At 61.3% G+C, this 20,305-nt stretch carries 13 protein-coding genes and 1 pseudogene; all 14 read left to right on the top strand.

The window, feature by feature from the left end; translation table 11 throughout:
* The first annotated feature begins 138 nt into the window (after positions 1–138).
* Positions 139–3,399 (top strand): tubulin-like doman-containing protein, encoded by a 3,261-nt coding sequence (locus AC1A0G_RS06900; RefSeq protein WP_476528462.1) that lies wholly within the window; start codon positions 139–141, stop codon positions 3,397–3,399.
* Positions 3,400–3,474: 75 nt separating this feature from the next.
* Positions 3,475–3,789, top strand: a complete 315-nt coding sequence (locus tag AC1A0G_RS06895; RefSeq protein WP_476528461.1) for a hypothetical protein — start codon at positions 3,475–3,477, stop codon at positions 3,787–3,789.
* On the top strand, positions 3,725–5,512 hold the full coding sequence (locus AC1A0G_RS06890) for a hypothetical protein (RefSeq protein WP_476528460.1): 1,788 nt from the start codon (positions 3,725–3,727) through the stop codon (positions 5,510–5,512). The genes AC1A0G_RS06895 and AC1A0G_RS06890 overlap by 65 nt, the downstream gene beginning before the upstream one ends.
* A 10-nt stretch (positions 5,513–5,522) precedes the next feature.
* Positions 5,523–6,197, top strand: a complete 675-nt coding sequence (locus tag AC1A0G_RS06885) for a hypothetical protein (protein WP_476528459.1) — start codon at positions 5,523–5,525, stop codon at positions 6,195–6,197.
* Between the two features lie 75 nt (positions 6,198–6,272).
* Complete coding sequence (locus tag AC1A0G_RS06880; RefSeq protein WP_476528458.1) at positions 6,273–7,829, top strand: TRAFAC clade GTPase domain-containing protein; 1,557 nt, start codon at positions 6,273–6,275, stop codon at positions 7,827–7,829.
* Positions 7,830–7,843: 14 nt separating this feature from the next.
* Positions 7,844–10,627 carry a hypothetical protein gene (locus tag AC1A0G_RS06875; RefSeq protein ID WP_476528457.1) on the top strand — a complete coding sequence of 928 codons (2,784 nt, stop codon included), beginning with the start codon at positions 7,844–7,846 and terminating at the stop codon, positions 10,625–10,627.
* A gap of 3 nt (positions 10,628–10,630) precedes the next feature.
* Complete coding sequence (locus tag AC1A0G_RS06870) at positions 10,631–11,878, top strand: hypothetical protein (RefSeq protein WP_476528456.1); 1,248 nt, start codon at positions 10,631–10,633, stop codon at positions 11,876–11,878.
* A 2-nt stretch (positions 11,879–11,880) separates the two neighbouring features.
* Entirely contained in the window at positions 11,881–13,461 is a 1,581-nt protein-coding gene (locus tag AC1A0G_RS06865) for a DoxX family protein (protein ID WP_476528455.1), read from the top strand.
* A 41-nt stretch (positions 13,462–13,502) separates the two neighbouring features.
* Entirely contained in the window at positions 13,503–15,284 is a 1,782-nt protein-coding gene (locus AC1A0G_RS06860; RefSeq protein WP_476528454.1) for a hypothetical protein, read from the top strand.
* Between the two features lie 132 nt (positions 15,285–15,416).
* Positions 15,417–16,220, top strand: coding sequence for an amino acid ABC transporter ATP-binding protein (locus AC1A0G_RS06855; RefSeq protein ID WP_476528453.1), 804 nt, complete (start codon positions 15,417–15,419; stop codon positions 16,218–16,220).
* Between the two features lie 62 nt (positions 16,221–16,282).
* Positions 16,283–17,083: a glutamate ABC transporter substrate-binding protein gene (locus tag AC1A0G_RS06850; RefSeq protein WP_214373340.1), complete on the top strand. Its 801-nt coding sequence runs from the start codon at positions 16,283–16,285 to the stop codon at positions 17,081–17,083.
* Complete coding sequence (locus AC1A0G_RS06845; protein ID WP_476528465.1) at positions 17,083–17,760, top strand: amino acid ABC transporter permease; 678 nt, start codon at positions 17,083–17,085, stop codon at positions 17,758–17,760. Before AC1A0G_RS06850 ends, AC1A0G_RS06845 begins: the two co-directional genes overlap by 1 nt.
* A gap of 6 nt (positions 17,761–17,766) precedes the next feature.
* A pseudogene (locus AC1A0G_RS06840) lies at positions 17,767–18,864 on the top strand (amino acid ABC transporter permease); the annotation flags it as partial.
* 630 nt (positions 18,865–19,494) lie between these two features.
* Entirely contained in the window at positions 19,495–20,259 is a 765-nt protein-coding gene (locus AC1A0G_RS06835; protein WP_476528452.1) for a 4'-phosphopantetheinyl transferase family protein, read from the top strand.
* The last annotated feature ends 46 nt before the right edge of the window (positions 20,260–20,305 follow it).

The following is a 20,305-nucleotide window of genomic DNA, read 5'->3' as shown; positions in this document are numbered from 1 at the left end:
CCATGCTGATCCTGTCTTCCATAAGACAAGCCAAACAGGACCGATACCGTTCGCGCTCATTCCCGATGAGGCACCACCACACCCTACGCGCTCAAAAAACGTGAGGCACGTCGCTGCCTGCGCAACCTCAAGCGGAAGATGTACAATCGCGTCAAGCCCGATGACCCGACGGCAACGGTGCCGCAGTACTCGCACGTCAAGTATCTTGCGGTGGACACCGACCTGCAGGACATGAAGAAGAAGAGCGAAATGGCCCGTCAGGGCGCGGACGGTTCGCTGGGCGCCATCAACCCGGACACCGAATTCTTCGATCTGTCCTACGCCGCACGTATTGAAGATCTATTCTTGCAAACCCGTATACAGCTGGCAAAAAATCCGGTATATCGCGAGTGGTTGCAGTTCGACAAAATTAAGACAGGTACTGTAGCTACCGCCGGTGCAGGTGCCATCCGTCAGCTCGGGCGTTTCCTGCTGATGCAAAAGGCCCGAGAATTTGTGACCAAGGTGCAGCAGCTTGTTGCCGAGGCAAAGACCGGCTTGGGAGGATGTGACGTTTACGTGCACATTTATTCCGGCATCAGCGGCGGCACCGGTGCCGGCACGTTCCTTGATGTGTGCTATCTGGTGCAGAAGGCGCTGGAATCCGAGAACAGATTGAAGGTACTTGGCTACTTCTTCCTGCCGGATGTGAACCTGTCGAAGTCGACGCTGCCGAAGGAAGTGCGAGATTATATCAGGGAAAATGGCTACGCGTCACTGCAGGAACTGGATTACTGCATGAACTTCCCGAACAACGGCGATGAGTGGCATCAGAACTACGGTGCCGGCCTTGACGTGCGCAGTTCGAAGCAGCCGGTTGACCTGTGCCATCTCATTTCCGCGACAACCGCCGACGGTGCGGTGATTCCGGAGGCTTACCAGTATGCGATGAACGTGGTGACCGATTACACTATGGACTTCCTCGTCAAGTCCACAAGCCCGGATTTCAACCTTGAATCCCATCTAATCAACGTGGGTAAAATCAAGCAACAGATATCTAAGAACACTGGTTCTGTCTATGATTATGTGGTGCTTGGCGCCGCGAGCACGATGGTGCCGTTCAAGCAGATGCTGACGTATCTGGCGGCGAAGGTGTTCGAGGGCTTTGCCGGCGTGCGCAATCTGGTGCCGAGCGATCAGGCGTCGGAACAGTTCCGCAAGGAGATCGGATTCGAGTTCGATCCGATCCTGCACAAGATGGAGAGCGGCGTGAACATGTCGTTCCCGATGCCGGATGTCAAGCCGAACGATGCGCTGGAGAACGAACGTCTGTATGAGGACTGGTTCGCGAATCTGCAGTCCAAGGCGCAGGGTGCTCTGCAGCAGAACTTCGAGAACCTGTCGGCTGCGTTGACGTCGTATTCCACGACGGTGGGCGGCGGTGCGACGAATATGCGCTCGCTGATCGGTTCGGTGCTGGACGCGATCCGCCCGGTGATGGTTGATCCGAAGCGTGGCCCGTATTATGCGGCGGCGCTGGTGCGCGGCCTGAGCGGTTCCGATCTGCTGGCCGCGGCGCAGGGCATCCGCGAAACGGCACTGACTCGTTTGAACTATGAGCGTCAGAATCTCAACAACATCATTCAGCCCCGTTATGAGCAGGCGAAGACCGCGTTCCGTGGCTCGAACTTCCTCAACCGTAACCGTACATGCAATGAGTGCCTGAACGCGACCCGCAATCTCGTGATGTCGGACACACGGTGCGTCGAATACCAGCACATCGTCAACCTCATGGATGCGGTGAGCGACCAGCTACGCAAGATGGCCGATGCATACACGGACCCGTTCACGAAGACGATCGGCAACCTGTTTGATACGTTTGAGGCTGATCGTGCTGAGTTGGAGGTGTTTGCTGATCGTAAGAATCCGTATGAGTTGCCGTTGGTGACGATGCAGGAGATGATGCCTTCGTTGCAGCAGACGATCAAGAGCATGGATATCGACGGCCAGGCGTCCGAGGTCATGTCCCTGTTGCTGAGTGACGAGGGTTTGAAGGGCTGGATGAATGGTGGTGACGAGGCGTTGCTGTCGCATCTGGTGTCGGATTATTTCGTGAATCGTTTCCAGCAGTATTCGAACCGTTCGTTGACGTCGTTCTTGGAGGATAAGTATCAGACGACTGATCCGGATAAGCTGTCGGATTATGTGCGTAATGATCTGTTGCAGACGGTGAACGAGAACGCGTCGCCGTTGTTCGCGACGGAGACCGGGTATACGACGGCGGATGCGTCGGAGATCGGGTATTTCACGGTGCCGCAGACGGCTCCTGTGGTGATCGACGCGGCGAAGAAGCTGGCATTGGGCAACCCGGAGTTGGTGATTCGTGAGACTGATGTGCGTGATCGTATCAGTATTCTGCGGTTCCTGACTGGTGTGCCGATGTGGGGCTACCGTGGCGTACGAGAATACGAGCTGGAGAACGCCACCAAGCCGACTCCTGGCAAGCATCTGTATGAGCCGGCGGAGTATGTTGATGACGTGTCGTCCGACGCCGAGTCCCGTGATTGGTCGTTGCTGCCGTCCCCGACGCCGTTGAGCGCGATGAACGCGAACACGAACCCCGAGATGCGTGCCCGCGCCGAAGTGGCGAAGGACCTGTACCAGCAGGCCGTGGACGCGAAGGTTGTGGAGAAAGTCAACGGCCGCTATGAGATCCACGCGCTGTCCGACTCGTTCGTGCAGCGGTTCCGCGCGGCGTTCGACGCGGCGAAGAACCAGCCGAACGACGTGAAGTACGAGGCAAAGACGACGCTGGAAGGCATGCTGGCGAACCCGGAGTTCGAGAAGCCCGTTCCGACGCTGTCGACCGAAACCGGTGGCGTGTCCGAGCAGGACATCTGCATTGACCGCATTGACCAGTCTCTGGTGTTCCAGAGGCTCATCTCCAACGAGCTGAAGGTGCGGCAGGAACTGCAGGACGACCTGAAGGCCCTCGAACCGAAGATTGATACGGATGCTGACGGATTCCGCAAGGCCCTGTTCTCCGGTGTGATTGTGCTCGACATTCCGCTGATCACCTACACCGACAAGGAGTTCGGCGACGAGACGCTGCTGTCGAAGCCTCAGATGCCGCACGGCGGTGCACCGCTCTACCAGGCGTATCTGACGTTCAAGTCGTTGGACGCCGACGTGCGTTCGTCCATCGTCGAACAGGCCGGCGAAGTCCTGAACATGGACCGCTTGCCCGCCGAGGTGACGACCGCATGTCAGGCGGTGAAGGCCGAGCTGGATCGCAAGAAGGACTATGTGATGATCGCGAACGCGACCTTCCCGCAGGAGACCCAGGAGCTCAAGTCCTTCATCAAGGAGCTGGAGAACGCGCTGAAGCTCTTCACGGCCCAGTACTTCATCAAGCTCTAACCAGCACCCTATAACCGGCTTCCTCCCAGTACCGTGGGAGGAAGCCGGTTCCGCACTTCAAGGAAAGATACGGGAATGGAAACCGTCAATGATCTGGTCAATGCCGCGATTGGCGACCTGCGCACGCGGCGTAGCACCGAACTTATCGATTACTCCGCGCCGCAATACCCGGCGTGCATCTTCTTCTTCGGCCAACGGTCCGCGGATTTCTATCAGGACATCTACCGGGGCCTGAGCGACGGATGGGGCGACAACATCACGACCATTCCCTTCTTCGCGCTCACCGACCCGACCGGTCTCGCCCCAGCCGCATCGCAGCCGGCCGATGCCGTCGCAGCCGGCCGATGCCGTCGCAGCCGCGCCGGCGAGCGATCAGCAGCCGCTGCTTGATCTGACCAACGGCAGCCATGTGGGTGTTTCGGCTGTGCAGCAAGCCGTAATGAACATGCTCAGCCATCAGACGTCCTTCGGCAAGATGAACCAGGTCGCGGTCTACTGCGTACTGGATTCCACCGGATTGACGCCCGATCAGTTCCGCCAGTGGTATCTGGCCGTCAACGACATCAACAAGGCCCTCGCCGGCATGCAGACGCGCACCATGCTGATGGTGGTGCTCAACAATTCGCTCGGCACCGCCAACGCATCGCAGATCACCGAACAGCTGGCCGATCTGTATGCGGACGAGAGCATCGGCGGAGCGGGCCGTCATCTATACGACAGTGTGTTCCTGTACGGCAACCAGCGCAAGGACGGTTCGTATATCAACCTGTTCAGCACCGACGACGTGCAGTCCTGCGACGAGCGCAACCTGTTCGCCGATCTGGTGCTGCTCACGAACTCGCAGACCGATTCGGTGGAGGAATGTGAAAGCCGTCTGTTCTCCACCGGTCGGCCGGCCATGACCGCCGCGTTCTCCTACGTGGACAAGCCGCGCCGCGACATCGTCGTGGTGGCGCTTAAGGTCATCGTCTCCGTGCTCGGGCAGCTGATGGAAGGGCTGTCGCGCAGCGTGCCGAGCAATGACGACATCAACCATGCGCTGGGCATCGAATCCGGCCATTCGCTGATCGCGGAGGAATACCAATCCACGATCGACGACATCAACGCGCAGTACCAGAACTTCCTGCAATGGGTGCCGACGCATCAGCTGCCGTCCAATATCGCCGGCATGCCGTTCGACCAAGCCGACAGCGAATCGTTCGGCTGTCTGAGCGCATTCCTCAAGGAGAACCAGTACCGCAAGCTGAATCGTGCCCTGAACGGTTCGTCCGGTTCCGGCAGCCTTGACGCGCGCATCACCGCGCAGCTCACGCGATCGTTGAACGCGGTGCAGTTGCTTGCGCTGCCCGAACAGGAATGGGATCGCAAGATCGCCACGGCATTCAACGATCTGGCGCTCAACGAACAGACCGCACGTCGCGCCCCGACCCCGGCCGCGATCAGCCAGATGATGCTGTGCGCGGTCACCGATCAGGTTCGCGAGCACACGCTGCAGATCGTGCACAAGCTGCGTGCCGCCGCCGAACGCACCGTCAACGACTTCATCGCCATCCAGCGCAGCATCGCCCGTGCCGCTTCCGTGCAGGAGGACGGTACGCACATGGATGTCGATTCGTTCTACCGCAGCTGCGTCGAATCGTTCTTCGCGGATGCGCAGCGCCGCAACGACGTGTTCGCCAAACTGCTGCGCATCGGCAACAGCGCCGGCGACATCCTCGACGTGCTGCACAAGGAGGCGCTGCAGCCGCTGTTCGTCAGCGAATACAATGGCCGCCACATCTTCGAAATGGACTTCATGGACGAGATGGTGGAGCGTCTGGCCGCAGGCAAGGCGTCCGACGCCGCACTGCAGGTCGTTGGCAAGGAACTGGTCATGAACGTGTCCGATTACGTGGGCTACCGCACGCTGATCCCGTTGCAGGAGCGCACGATGGAGGCGTACATGCTGCACATCGACAACAACCCGCTCAGTGCCGCCGGCAAGCTGTACCGCTTCCTGGACGAGTACAGTCTGCCCGCCGGCGTGGGCCGCGTGTTCTTCAACTCCGGTTCGCGTGACAACGCGACCTCGATCTGGTTCTACCAATTGACCGAGCAGAATCTGAGGGCATAAGGGAGCAGTCATGAACATCATCAAGCGCGAAGCGAACAGCGAACATTACGCGGCGCATCTGAAGAACCTCGGTACCAGCCTGAGCTGGTCGCAGATCGGCTGCACTCACGTGCTGCTGGTCCGTGGCACGTTCGATACGCCGATTGATTTCGACAGGGACGCCATCGCCACGTTGCAGTCATTGGACCCGCGCGATATGGAACGGCTGCTCGACGGTCGTGTTGTGGAGCCCGACGGCGGTTCCGCCCTGCAGCTGCTGCGCGACGGACAGGTCCCGGCGCAGCCGGTGCCGCACAGCCGGTACGCCGCCTACGGCTGCGTGATGGATGGCGATACGTTGGCCGTATATAAAAGCGACGAGAATTACGGTGCGCAGCGTGACATCCCGGCGAAGGTGCATGTCACGCGTCGCCCGGTGATTCACGTGGTCGGCAGCGGATTCCTTGGCCTGAAGAAAACCGAGACCGTGGTCGGCTACAGTCTGGAGATCGACAAGATCGCGGGCTACCAAGGCGGACTGTACTATCGGTTCGCCGGCCTGAACGAGGACTGGGCCTATCCGATCACCCCGCAGATGCTGGGAACCAGGGTCATGGTGCCGGTATTCGCGAAAGGCACCGTTGAACCGCCCGAGATCGGCGGCGACGAAAAAGGCTACACGATCACCGTATCGGATGCGCGGTAGCCGTCCGTTTCTGACATTGGTCACTCCCATTTTCAAGCGTTAGTTGTTATCCCATACGAGAAGAGGACCCCGTTCATGGTTATGATTACCTGTCCGTACTGCTTTGAGTCCTTCGGCGACGACGAAGTGATGTTCCGCATGCCGACCGTCACCAAGGAGATCAGCGAGAAAAAGCTGGAAGACCGGCTGAACAACGGCGAGATCACCGATAACGAATACAAGAACCAGCTGGCCCAGGCACAGCTGAACAACGCTTTCGCTCCGAGGCAGGACCCGGTGTACACCCAGTGGTGGAGCGCGTTCGGCGGCACCACCGAAAACGACGCCAGTCTTGATGGCGTGGCACCGTACCTGCATCGCGTCTACAGCTTCGCGCACGATCCGCAGTATTTCAATACCAACAGGGGACTGTTGCGCACGGCCGAAGGCATGGTGTACGCGGCATACGATCGATTCGACAAGAAGACCGACAACCGTGTATGCCCGCACTGCCATAATCCGCTGCCGGGTCTGTTCGGGCAGTATGATGTGGTGTCGATCGCGGTCATCGGCATCACCGGTGCCGGCAAAACCGTGTACCTGTCGCAGCTGTGCCAGTGCATCAGCTCGCAGCTGGCGAACTACGGCATCACGGTGAACATGGCCAACACCGCGTTGCAGCAGTTCATGACCGACAACCCGGTGCGTGCCGGCAAGCCGTTGCCGACGCCGACGGAAAGCGAACGATTCCAGCAGCCGGTGGTGTTGGACCTCGGGCTGAACGATCCAGCGACGGGAATGTCATGGCGCCGCACGTTGGTGTTCTACGATATCGCAGGCGAAAACACGGTGCCGAACGCGGCCGGCGTGGCCGAAGGCATGAAGCAGTTCGGTCCGTTCATCGGCCATGCGAACGGCATGATCCTGCTGATCGATCCTGATCAGCTCAAAAGTGCCACCGAAGACCGGCAGAAGAACCTCAATGCCGTCACCCAGACACTGCATAACTATTTCCAATTCGACGAGAGCAAGCTCAGGAACATGCCGTTCGCCGTGTGCCTGTCCAAGGGCGATATGGCGGTTGAGGACATCTTCGGTTCCGATGATCCGCTGCCCGATATGACGTTCCTGACCGACCGGTACGGCGAAGATGTTCCCACCTTCAACGCCGGGGAATACAACAAGCTGCGTGCCAATGTCTCGAAGTACATCGAGGATCGGGCGATCGCCGTCGGCTTCAAGGATTTCATCCTTGGCCTGCACAGAAACTATCTGTTCAACTACTTCATCGTCTCCGCCATCGGCGGCAATACCACGATGATCACCAACGAGCAGGGCGCGAAGGTCGCCGTTCCGGTGGCTCCGCAGCAGATCCGACTCATCGAGCCGCTCGCATGGATTCTGTACCAGCTCAAGCTGATCGGAGCATCTGAGCACGTGATGCAGTCCGACGAATGGCAGTGCCCGAAGTGCCATAACTGGTACGAACTGTACAAGGTCGAATTCTGCCCGAACTGCCGCATTAACGACAAGGGCCAGTGGCAGTGCCCGAAGTGCCAGACGATGAACGACGATTCCGCCGAGATGTGCGTGACCCGAGGCTGCAAGACCAATCGATATGGGCAGCACAAGGGCCTGTTCGGCTGGAAATGATGGAAAGAGGGACCATGACTGAGTCATATGCGGTGCAGGATCGGCAGATCTGCTTCTCCCGTCTGGGACGTCAGGGTTCAGGCTCCGGCTGGCAGACCTTCAACATCACCCCGGGCACCGATCAGCGCGCGGTCGATGCGTATCGACTGATCCAGAACGGCAACGCGCCGAGCGCGCAGATGAACATCGATTCGGACGACCAGACCGTGACCGAACTGCGTATCGCGAACGGCTATGCGTTCATGTCGCGGCTGAACTACGGACTGGCCGATCCGTTCGGACGCAAGATCGTGTTCTCGCACGGCTATGTGTTCGATCTCGACCGGTTCCGCAGCGATCCGCAGATCGCGCTGAATCTTGATCGGTCGGACTTTTCCTTCAGCGAGGAAAGCACCTCGTCGCTGCCCGATCCGGTGGTTCGTGCGCCGCGCATGTCCTTCGTACAGGCCATGCATGCATTGAACCTGCATGGCGAACAGGGCAAGACCGTGTATGCGAATCTGATCTACTCGGTATACGGCGCGATGCTAGACGATACCGGCAACTCGCTGACCGTGATCTGCGACTGCACGCCCGAAACGATCCGCGCCGTCATGGTCACGATCTACGCCGCCGTCCCAGTGCGTATGCGCGGCGGACTGTCGTTCTCCACATTCGTCACCAATCGTGCGGCACCGACAACGCTGGTGTTCGCCACAGCCCGTCGTTCCGCAACCGATATCTGCGTAGACCTCACACAGTCGCCGCAGAGCAATGATTTCAGCGAATCGTATGAGGATACCGGCGTCATCACGCATATCATCGACGAACTGATGGCGGTGGCTGATGCCGGCACGTCTTCTGATGCGTCGCCACTTGATGGTGCATATCAGCAGTGGGATGCCATCATCGCCCAACTGACCGATCTCGATCGCGCTGAAGAGAGCATCAGACTGTACGATCTCGCCTTTGACCTGCAGCAGGAGGAGACCGAGACTCCGCACCAGCCCACTCGCGTTGACTGCTCGCGCCGGCTGAACAAGTGCCTGTCGGTCCCGGCCAAGCAAGGGGGAGTACGCAGCTCGGTATTGGATCAGCACATCGCACAGGTACTCGGCCAAATCAGCGAATACGGCTATCCGATACTCGGCAATATCCCGAACCGTCTGCTTATGGTGCTTAAGGCCACCTCCGACGAGGATCTGCTTGCGCTCGGCTACGCATGCCTGGCTCGTGACATCAGCAATGATTCGGAAGACAAGGCGGAAGCGCGTATCGACGAACTGGCGAAGCGTGATGATTCCTTCCAAGCCGTCAAGGACGGCATCTTCCGGCAGCTGGCCACAACGCCTGCCGGTCGAGTGCGCTTGGCCCGGTATTTCGTTCGCATGTGCGAACACCTGCGTGGTGGTGCAACGACTCCGGATATGGCACTGGTGCAACGCATGCATGCCGTTATCTCGCGGTATTTCGACATGTCCGATGCCGCCGCAGCGTCGGGAGACCAAGTGACGTTGAGTCTGCGTGGCGAACTGTACACGTTGGCCGAGTCCACATTGACGGTGTGGCTGTCGCAGGCCAAGGGACTGACATGGGCCCAATACCGGCAAGGTGCGTCTCAGATCGCCGCCGTGGCCGGATTCGGCGAACAGTCCGGGGAATACGGCCGGCTGGCCGATCTTGCCACGCGTGCGTACTGGAAGCAGACGCCGTGGGAATCCTTTGACGTCAAGCAGTTCGTGTGGGACGACCGCATGAATGTGCCGGGCGATGCACACTGTGCGCTGATTCATCATGTCGTACTGGCTTGGCAGGCGTACCAGCAGCGTGATCTCGTCCTGTTCGACAGCACCATGAAGGCGCTGCAGTGGAGCGGGCCGACAACCCAGACTGCTCAGACGGCGGATTCGGAAACCACCGTGAAGGACAAGGTGTGTCTGAATCTGGTCGATACCTGCATGAACGCGATACCGCAAGGCGGCTATGCCAGCGATCCCCGCATTCTTGATTGCTGGCTGAGCATTCTGGCTCGGTGCTACGGCATGAATGCCGCATGGCTTCTGCTCACTACGCCAAGATTGACCTCAGTGGTGCCGTTGCTGGACGAATGGCCGAATGCATTGCAAACCTCGCAGCTGATCGCCGATACGGAAGTGCGGGGCATACTCGCTCAGTCGTTCGAACAGGCCGCGCACGTGTTCGACCATAATATCGAAGCATTGGAGGAGCAGATCCGGGCTTCCAAGGGCCCGATGCACCGTGAGGACGACGGCACGGTTGCACAACTGAGCCGTCAGCGCGAGCAGTACAAGCAGAAGCGCGTGTATGCCATCACGTTCAGGCGTGTTCTGGAAGAGATGGCGCGTACGCGGCAAGCGGCTGCCCAGGCATCCGCCGCGCAGGCCCTGCAGAATGCGCAGAACGGAGACGCCGGGCTGGCGAATCTGGCGGCATCCACGTCGGCCGCGACACCTACGCCGGTCGCGCAGCCGGCCGTCTCCCAGCCGTTGCAGCAACCGGATTCCAAGCAGTCCGCCGCACAGCCGGCAGTCTCTGTGCAACCTGTCGCCTCCGCGCCGCGGAATGCTTCGATGCCATCGGCCGAACCCGTGTATCAGCCGGTTGCGCCGGTTGCTCCACCTGCACCTCCGACTGCCACACCGGCTCCCGCCGCACCGAAGGCCGCTCAGCCGCGCGAACAGCTGGTTCAGCCGCCGGTGGTGGAGCCCCAGGTGAAGAAGACCAGTCACAAGGAAGAGAAGCACAAGAAGGATGAGGGCCTCTTCGGTAAGATCTTCGGATTCGGAAAGAAGCACTGATTCATGACGGACAATCAGAACTTCGGCTCGGTCACCGTCCCGTACGGCGGCTATGTGCGCAGTCTGCTCGGTCCGCGCATGTACGCCGTCGACGAGACGTCGTCCGCATCCTTCTCTCCCAGCGACCAGCAGTACACGCCGGACGGCAAAACCGCGACCTCCATCAAACGGTACATGTGCGTGTCCGATGGTCGTAAGCAGTATGTGCTCGTCCCCTGCACGCCGGCCATGCCGGCTTGGGCGTGGCCGAACAGCACGGAGAAAACGGATACGTACACGGCCATCAGAGACATGATCGACGACATCACCGGTACTCAGCACCATGATCGTGCCCACTGGCTGTCGCTGCTGAACAATCCGCCGGATACCGGCGTCATGCCGTGGCCGGTCGATGTGGTCGGCGTGGGACGTGATGGCACGCAGGAGGCCCTGCTATTCGAGCCGTTCGACGAGCGGGACTACCTGCCTGTTGCGCATATGAGTACCAATGTGCTGCGTAGGCCGCGTCCGTGGTTCGCGAAGCATGCCGCCGTGCAGGGAGACAACGATTCACGAACGATCCTGCGCGGCGTGCTCGACATCTGGGCACAGCTGGAACGCCAAGGGTACATATTGCCTGGGTTCAACGCGAACAGGACGTTTTACCGGCGTGACGACCATACCGGCGGCCATGCGAACGTGATGATGGACTTTTACGCCAACTGGGCGGATTCGCTCTACCAGCATCTGCCCACGGTGTCGGTTAGCCCCATTGGATTCGTTGATGTGGACCGCGACTATGCGGACCCGCTGTGGTATCGATACAACGGAAAAGCGAGTGAGGACCGCTCGTCGAATACGTGCAAGCTTTCCAAGGGCAGCGCCTACTTTTCGCTGGCGGCCGGACTGTTCCGCCTGCTGGTGGGACGTTTGCCGTTCGACGGTGCGATGATGAACGGTACGGTCGCGGAACTCACCGCCGGAGGCAACGGCAACGACAGTGAGCACGAACTGTGGCTCGACCGCTACCACGACATACGCAATGCGGTGTTCATCTTTGATCCGGCCCATACGGAAAACGCCATCGGCGGAGAAGACCGTCCGCAGGAGGAGCAGGAGTTCGTGGACAACTGGCATAAGGTTCCCAAGCAGGCGCAGGACATGTTCGTGAACATGTTCCGTACGGCCAAAGTGCCCAACCCTAGCATCAGCACACAGATGACGGCGCAGGCATGGCAGCATGCGCTGCGCGACATCATAGGAGAAAAGTAGACATGGCAAACGAACAGAACGCTATGCGACCTCGGCAGTCGCAACCTGCGCCTCAGCCGGCTCAGGATTTCGGGTCGTCGGATTATCTGCAGTCGCTGCTCGCGCAGCCGGGTTCCGCGCAGCCGACCCCGGCACAGTCCGGTTCCACCCAGCCGGCACAGCCGACCCCGATGCCGTCGGCTCCATCTCCGACTCCCGTCCAGCAGGACCAGGCCGAGCCGCAGCCGGCCATCCAACAGTCCGAAGCCGCAACGATACCGTCCGTCGAACCGGCCCCCGCCGCGGATGCCGCGCCGACTCAGCCGGAAACGTCCCAGTCAGCACCCCAGTCGGCAGCTGACCACGAGACCCAGCAGCCGGAAACGACGCAATCGACAACTCCGCAGCCGGCAGCGTCCCAATCGAAGCCATCGCAGCCGGCCGCCGAAACCCCGCAACTGGCATTGCACGCCCGAACGCTGGGCCATTCGGAGTATGCCGAACAGCTACGCGACATCATCGCCAAGGCCGGCGGCCCGGCACAGTTCTGGCGCGCACAGTCCAATGCGGTTAAGTCCGATCCGACCCACAGGGATACGTTCTCCCAGCCTCAGGCCGAGGTGACCATCACCACATTGCCGATGCCGGCCGTCCGCCGGGACCAGCTGTTGCTGATACTGCACAGCGGCGCAGTGGTCAACGTGCTGGCCAATATCAAGCCGGGTGATGCCGATTCCAGCAACATGACAGCCTTCGACAATGCCATCCGCGATGCATACCGTGCGACCGGACTGTCATACGGCACACTGGTCTCCTGCATGGCCGACCTGTTCTATGCCAGCGGCTGTGACATACTGTGGGAATCCGCGGTCAGCATCGATGCCAATGGCGATGCCGTCCATTGCACGCGCCAGCCGATGTCCGACGACGATACGGCGAAGGCATGCAAGGATGGTGCCCATATTCTGGCCCAGTACAGTCGAATCAGTGACAGCGACAACCCCGACGAGTCCTCGCTGAACGCACTCGGCGTACAGCTGCAGGACATCGCGACCAAGCTGTGCGACGCGGCCGTGCCGTTCGGCTTCTTCCTGCGCGGCGTGTGCTACCAGCAGGGACTCGGCAGCACCGCCGTGGATGCCGATAAGGCCATCGAGAATCTGAACATCGCGGCGAACCACGGTGTTCCCGAGGCGGCCACCCTGCTGGGCGATACGTATTTCCACGGGGAACCGGGCTACGGTGTGTCCAACTACACCAAGGCCCGCGCATACTACACCATGCCTGGCGGCGCCCCGCTGACCGACGAACGTGCCGAAGCCGTGCGCACCATCGAGGCGCAGGGCAAGGAGAACAAGCTCACTTGGGTGTTCGCCGCGGTGCTGGCGGTGCTTATGGTCGTGTTCATCGTGTTCTTCCACGCCGGGCTGATCGGCGGCGGCGCGTTCGTCGTGCGGACGATCCTGTGCATCGTGCTTGCATTGCTGGCGGTCGGCGGATACGCGTACGTCTACCGAGGCGCGGTGTATAACAATATCCGCACGCTGATCGCGGTGCTGTTCATGATATTCATGCTGTACTGCGTGTTCCTGTTCGTCGCGTGACCGTATCATCGGTCTTTTTTGGTGTGTAAAGGCATATCGTTATGAAACCGTCATTGAAAAGCAATCTGTGCCCGGCGGTGCTGTCCATCGCCATCGTCGCTTGGTACGCCGTCTCCAGTTCGGCCCCGAGCCTGTATCTTGGAATCGCGGTCACGGCGATCCTCTCCGGTGCATTGTTGGCATACCGGGGCAACAAGGACATGTTGGCGGCCACCGGCTGGGGAATGTATTTCCTGAGCGCCGCAATCGGATGTCTGCTGAGCTGGCATGAGATCATGCTGCCCGGTTGGAAGAGCGTGTTCCAGAACATATCCGCCGCGCAGCTGCTGTCCACCCTGTTCTTCATCGCAGTGCTTGTGGTGGTTGCCGGCTTCATGTCGGGCGGCAGAGTGCTGGTATTGGTGCTGGCGACGCTCGCCGGATACATCGCCTGCGCGGTGATCGGCAAGACTTGGCCTCAATCGCTGTTGACGTCGAGCGTGACCCCCTATGGTCTGGGATGGGCGCTCACCGCGCTGATCGTGTTCGTTCCGCTGGGAGCCGCGTTATATGCCCGCGCGGCGCAAAGCCCGGATGCGTCCCGTGTACGCAACACCGCGTTCCAAGGCTATGCCGTGGCGATGATCATCGCCGTGCCGAAGACGATGTTCGGACAGTGGAACCCGCTGTCGATGACATGGAGCGCGTACATCGACAAACTGCTGACTTGGCCGATGCTGATCGTGCTGTTCATCGTCGTAGTCGTCTGGTGCATCGTCCTTGCGCACGATCTGCCGTTGCCGGGAACCGATAATGCGGCCGGCGCCGGACTGAGCGCCGATATGGACTGCTTGGTGCCGGCGGTGTTCGTCGGCGTGCTGTGGACTGTCAAGGCGACACTGGCCTATCCGTTCCAGTTCGCGCTGCTGGTGCCCGCGGCGTATGCGATCGTACTGCTGGTCGTGGTGCCGTCCTTCGGCAAGATCGCATCGGGGCCTCGTCAACAGGCGATCGCCAAGAACGACTCGCGGGTCGGTGTGATCTTCCGGATGGTGTGGTGTTCGATCCCGGTGACGGTGACCGCGCTGCTGACGCCGCTGGCGCTGACCGCGGTGGCCGCGTTGACGTACCACGGCTACGGGCTGACCGTACTTGCCGTGGTGCTGGGCATTGTGGCCTGCGCGTGCGTTCGCCCGCGTGTGCGGACGTGGGGCGGTGATGGTCTGTACTGGCAGCTGGTGTTTGCGGCGATTGCCGTGACCGCGTGGACCATCGCTCTGCAGCATGCGGATCTCAAGAACAAGACGGTCGTCATCGTCGCCGTGTTTATCGTTGCCAGCGTGGCGATGTGGATGATGAACGTGCATGAGGAAATCGGCCGCAACCGGTTCCCGGTGCTCAAGCCGGTCATGGCAGTGGTCTTTGCGCTGGTCATGCTGTTGGGCGCGTTCCGAGGCGCGGTGCCTGCCACGGTGACGTTCGCGAACGAGCAGAGCCATAACGGCGCCATGCTGATGAGCCAGGACGGCTATCAGATCAAGGTGGGAGCCAAAGACGCCGCAACGGTGAAGTCGATCTCGTATGCATGGTCGGACACGTTCGTGATCGACAAGGCCAAGGCCACCAAGGTCGATAAGAAGAACTTCGGCGGCGTCGACGTCACCGTTGCCGGCAGCCACCTGCGCGTGTGGGTGACGTCCACCGACGGCGTGACGACCACGCTCGACCGTTGGTTCGACCTCAACGGGTTCGCCAAGCCCGAAGCCAAGAAGGATGGCCAGAAGGACCAGAAGCAGGGCGATCAGAAAGATCAGAAGAATCAGAAGACCGACCAGAAGAAGTAGCGGCCGGCGATATCCCGATCTGACATCAGTGAGCGTTCACGGTTCGTGCGTGAACGCTCACTGTCTCATGAGGCGTCCGCAACATGGACGTGGGGTAGCGAATCGGTAACATGCGGCCGATATACTGCCCGCATGCCAGAAATCCAAGAAGAAGAGAACATCGCCCGCACTCCGCTGGTTCCGGGCGTCGAATACCCTGATCATCCGCTCGTCGAGCTGACCCACGTCGAAAAGTACTTCGGCGACCTGCACGTCCTCAAGGACATCAACCTTTCCGTCAACAAGGGCGAGGTGCTCGTCATCGTCGGTCCGTCCGGCTCCGGCAAGTCCACCATGTGCCGCACCATCAACCGACTCGAAACCATCGACTCGGGCGACATCCGCATCGACGGCAAAGCCCTGCCGCAGGAAGGCAAGGAACTTGCGAACCTGCGCGCCGAGGTCGGCATGGTGTTCCAGTCGTTCAACCTGTTCGCCAACAAGACCATCCTCGAGAACGTCACCCTCGCGCCGATCAAGGTGCGCCACATGAACAAGACCGAGGCCGAGCACCTCGCGATGGACCTGCTCGCCCGCGTGGGCGTCGACTCGCAGGCGCATAAGATGCCCTCGCAGCTGTCGGGCGGCCAGCAGCAGCGCGTCGCCATCGCCCGCGCGCTCGCCATGAAGCCGAAGGTCATGCTGTTCGACGAGCCGACCTCCGCGCTCGATCCGGAAATGGTCAACGAGGTGCTCGACGTGATGGTCGAGCTGGCGCACGAGGGCATGACCATGCTGTGCGTCACCCATGAGATGGGCTTCGCGCGCAAGGCCGCGGATCGCATCGTGTTCATGGCCGACGGCCAGATCCTCGAACAGAACACGCCCGACGAGTTCTTCGAGCATCCGCAGACCGACCGCGCCAAGGACTTCCTGTCGAAGATCCTCACCCACTGAGATTCGCGCGGGGAGACTATCACATGACTGTGAAACTATCTGTGAAACGCATTGCCACGCGCATGATCGCCGCCGTGGCCGCGCTCGCCTGCACGTTCTCGCTCGCGGCGTGCGGCGAGGACGAGGCCGGCAAGATCCGCATCGGCATCAAATTCGACCAGCCGGGCCTCGGCTTCAAGAAGTCCGGCACCTACGTCGGCTTCGACGTGGACGTGGCCAAGTACATCGCCAAGAAACTCGGCTACTCCGAGGACGAGATCATCTGGAAGGAGGCGCCGAGCAAGCAGCGTGAGGCCATGCTGCAGAACGGCGACGTCGACATGATCCTCGCCACGTACTCGATCACCGACGAACGCAAGAAGGCCGTCTCCTTCGCCGGCCCGTACTTCGTCGCCGGCCAGGATCTGCTCGTACGCAAGGACGACCATTCGATCAAGGGCCCGGAGGACCTGAACGGCAAGCGCCTGTGCTCCGTCACCGGTTCGACCTCGGCCGCGACCGTCAAGGAGAAGTTCGCCTCCGAGGTCCAGCTCATGGAACAGCCCGGCTACGCGGAATGCGCGACCGCGCTGTTCTCCGGCATCGTGGACGCGGTGACTACCGACGACATCATCCTCGCCGGCCTCGCCTCCGCCTCACGCGGCAAGCTGCGCGTCGTCGGCAAGCCGTTCACGCAGGAATACTACGGCGTGGGCATCAAGAAGGGCGACACGAAACTCGCCACGCAGATCAACAATGCGATCGTGCAGATGATCCAGGACGGCTCATGGCAGCGGGCCATCAGCGACAACACCGAAGGCACCGACTACACACCGGACGTGCGCTTCAATCCGCCGACGCCGAACGAAGGGGAGGGGGAGTGATGAACGGATTCCTCGAACTGTTCAGCCAGTACGACGTGCTCGGCGCGTTCCTCGTCAACATCGAACTGACCCTGTGGAGCGCTCTGTTCTCGCTCATACTCGGCGTGATCCTCGTCATGATGCGTATCTCGCCGATCTCGTCTCTGCGTTTCGTGGCCGGCGCGTACGTCGAGCTGTTCAAGAACCTGCCGTTGACCATCATCATGGTGTTCATGGTGCTCGGCGCATACGCGCAGTTGAAATTCAGCTTCTCCGACACGTTCGCCACGAACTTCTTCTGGCTCGCCGTCACCGGCCTGAGCCTGTACACGGCCGCGTTCGTGTGCGAGTCGCTGCGTTCGGGCATCAACACGGTGCCGATCGGCCAGGCCGAGGCCGCACGCGCGCTGGGACTCGGCTTCATGCAGGCGGCCACGCAGATCATCCTGCCGCAGGCGTTCCGCGGTTCGGTGGCCCCGCTCGGCAACACGCTGATCGCGCTGCTCAAGAACTCGACCGTCGCCGCGGCCGCGTCCGTGTCGACCGAAACGTCGTCGCTCATGAGTTCGATGATCGAATTTAGACCAGACGTGATCATCCAGATCTTCCTGATCTTCGCGTTCGGCTACGTGATCCTGATCATCCCGATCGGCATGCTCACCACGTACCTGTCCAACAAGCTCGCCGTCAGGAGGTGATTTCGGATGGCTGATACTTCCAATTCCGTACTGTTCGACGCGCCCGGCCCGAAGGGTCGACGCACCATCCGCATCGCCAACTGGATCGCCGGCGTGATCTTCGCGATTGTGCTCGTGCTGATTTTGATGCGTCTGCACAATCCGCCGCAGGGCGAGAACCAGCTGAGCTGGGAACTGTGGAAGCCCGCGATCGAACGCGAGGCGTGGACCGACTTCTATCTGCCCGGACTGTGGGCGACCATCCGCGCGACGATCGTCGCCGTGGTCGGTGCGGTCGCGTTCGGCCTGGTGTTCGGCGTCGGCCGACTGCTGCCGAACATCGTGATCCGGTCGGTCTCCGCGGTGATCGTCGAGTTCTGCCGTGCGGTGCCGGTGCTGCTGCTCATGATCTTCTTCTGGCGTTGGTTCGCGTTCGCCGGATTGCCCAGCCCGTCGTACTGGGCCGTCGTGCTCGCGCTCGTGCTGTACAACGGTTCGGTCGTGGCCGAACTCGTGCGTTCCGGCGTCGGCAACCTGCCGAACGGGCAGCGTGAGGCCGCCGTCGCGCTGGGCCTGACCGAAACGCAGTCGCTCATGCAGGTCGAAGTGCCGCAGGCCGTGTACGCGATGCTGCCGGCCGCCGTCACGCAGCTGGTCGTTGTGCTGAAGGACACCGCGCTCGGCTCGATCATCATGTACACCGACCTCTTGCAGGAGTCGCGCCGACTCGGCTCGATGTACTTCAACATTCTGCAGACGCTCGTCATGGCCGCGGTGATCTATTTCATCGCCTGCTGGCTGCTGTCGCGTCTGGCCGAATGGCTGCCCGAGCGCATGCAGCAGCGCACGGCCGCGCCGGCCGAACCCGAGCCGGTCGCGCCGATCGCCATCATGGACCCGTCGAACGTCAACCAGATCGCCGTCGCGAAGGAAGTCAAGGAACTGCCGCTTGGCGGCACGCCGCGCAAGTACCATGTGCACCACCGCGGCACGAACGCGTCGATCCGCAACTGGCGGCGCACCCGCTACGAGCAGGGTTACGACGAGACGCATCCCGAATCGCAGGTCGACCCGCTGACCGGCGAGTTCCCGGCCGCCCGCAAGGCCGCCGAGGACGAGAAGGCGGCGAAGGCGAAGGCCGCGCGCGCCAAGCGCAAGGCCGAGGCGGAAGCCGCCGACGGTGCCGACCGCCACGGCGACAAGGCCGCGCACCACACCGACGCCATGCCCGAACACAACCCCGTGTTCAAGCACGGCAACGACGTGGGCAAGGGCCATCCGAACCTCGGCGGCAAGCCGAGGATCTGATCTGGGTATGTGCAGGGCCGACTCTCTTATGGAGAGTCGGCCCTTTGGTTTTGGGGCTTGGTGGTATTGGTATCGCGCTGTGCGCGATGCTGTGTTGTTGGCGGCACTGGCGTGCCGCTGACGCTCCCTCAGTCACGCTTCGCGTGCCAGCTCCCTCAACCGAGGGAGCCGAGAATGGTGACGCGTTGGTTTGGGGGTGTGTGGTATTGGGATTGTGTGGTGCGTGATGCTGTGTTGTTGGCGGCACTGGCGTGCCGCTGACGCTCCCTCAGTCACGCTTCGCGTGCCAGCTCCCTCAGCCGAGGGAGCCGAGGTCGTTACGCATATTTTCTCGGCCCCCTCGGCTGAGGGGGCTCCCGGCGAAGCCGGGTGGGGGAGCGTCGGCGCCGTGCGCCTGATAACACGGCAGCGCACACACAGCGCGATGCCGACGGTATGATGGCAGGCATGATGCGCGGGAAGGCCGAACCGGTCGATGTATGGGTCGCTCGAGTGACGAATGACGGTTTGCGCAAGGGGCCGGATACCGGCATTCATCACGATGCGCGTGCGGTCGCACGCGCCATGCTGGCCGGACTGTGTTCGTCTCACGGGGGAGTGCTGCGGTATTCGCCCGTCGGCGTGCCGCAATGCGTGGCAAGACCCGATGCGCGGCAACCCCACCGGAACGGCGATGCCGAACCATTCCCCGTGTATGTGAACGCGTCGCATGACGGTGACTGTGCGCTCGCGGCGGCATCCCGGCATCCTGTGGGTGTTGACGTGGTGTCATGGTCTTGGCCGGCCGGTACCGCGCAGGAGGCACTCTGGCCAGCCGATCATGCCCGGAGCCGGCAATATGCCGCATGGGAACGTATGATCACGAGCATGTTGTCTGCTCCGGAACAGGAACGGTACGAGCGGATGGAACCGGAACACCAGGCACGATGCCTATGCGATGCCTGGGCGGCACGCGAGGCCGCGCTGAAATACCTCGGCATCGGCCTCGCCGTGCATCCGCGTACGCTACGCGTCGTGCCGGGTACCGAGACGACGTCGATCATCGCCACCGAGCACATCACGATCACCCGGACGGCACTATGGCGGGTCGATGCGGCACAGTTGCCCGCCGCGAACGTGCTCACCATGTGGTCCGAGGATGCCCGGTGCTCGATGGCGGTGGCGTCCGGCCCTATGCCGTCGCTGGCGATATCGCGGCATTGGATCGGATGACACCGGTTCGGTCGCCCCGCCGCATCTGCCATCACGCACCGCCGGC

It is taken from the genome of Bifidobacterium sp. LH_230, from assembly GCF_056357555.1.
Note: the sequence above shows the minus strand (reverse complement) of the source record. Positions and strands in the feature narration are given on the sequence as shown.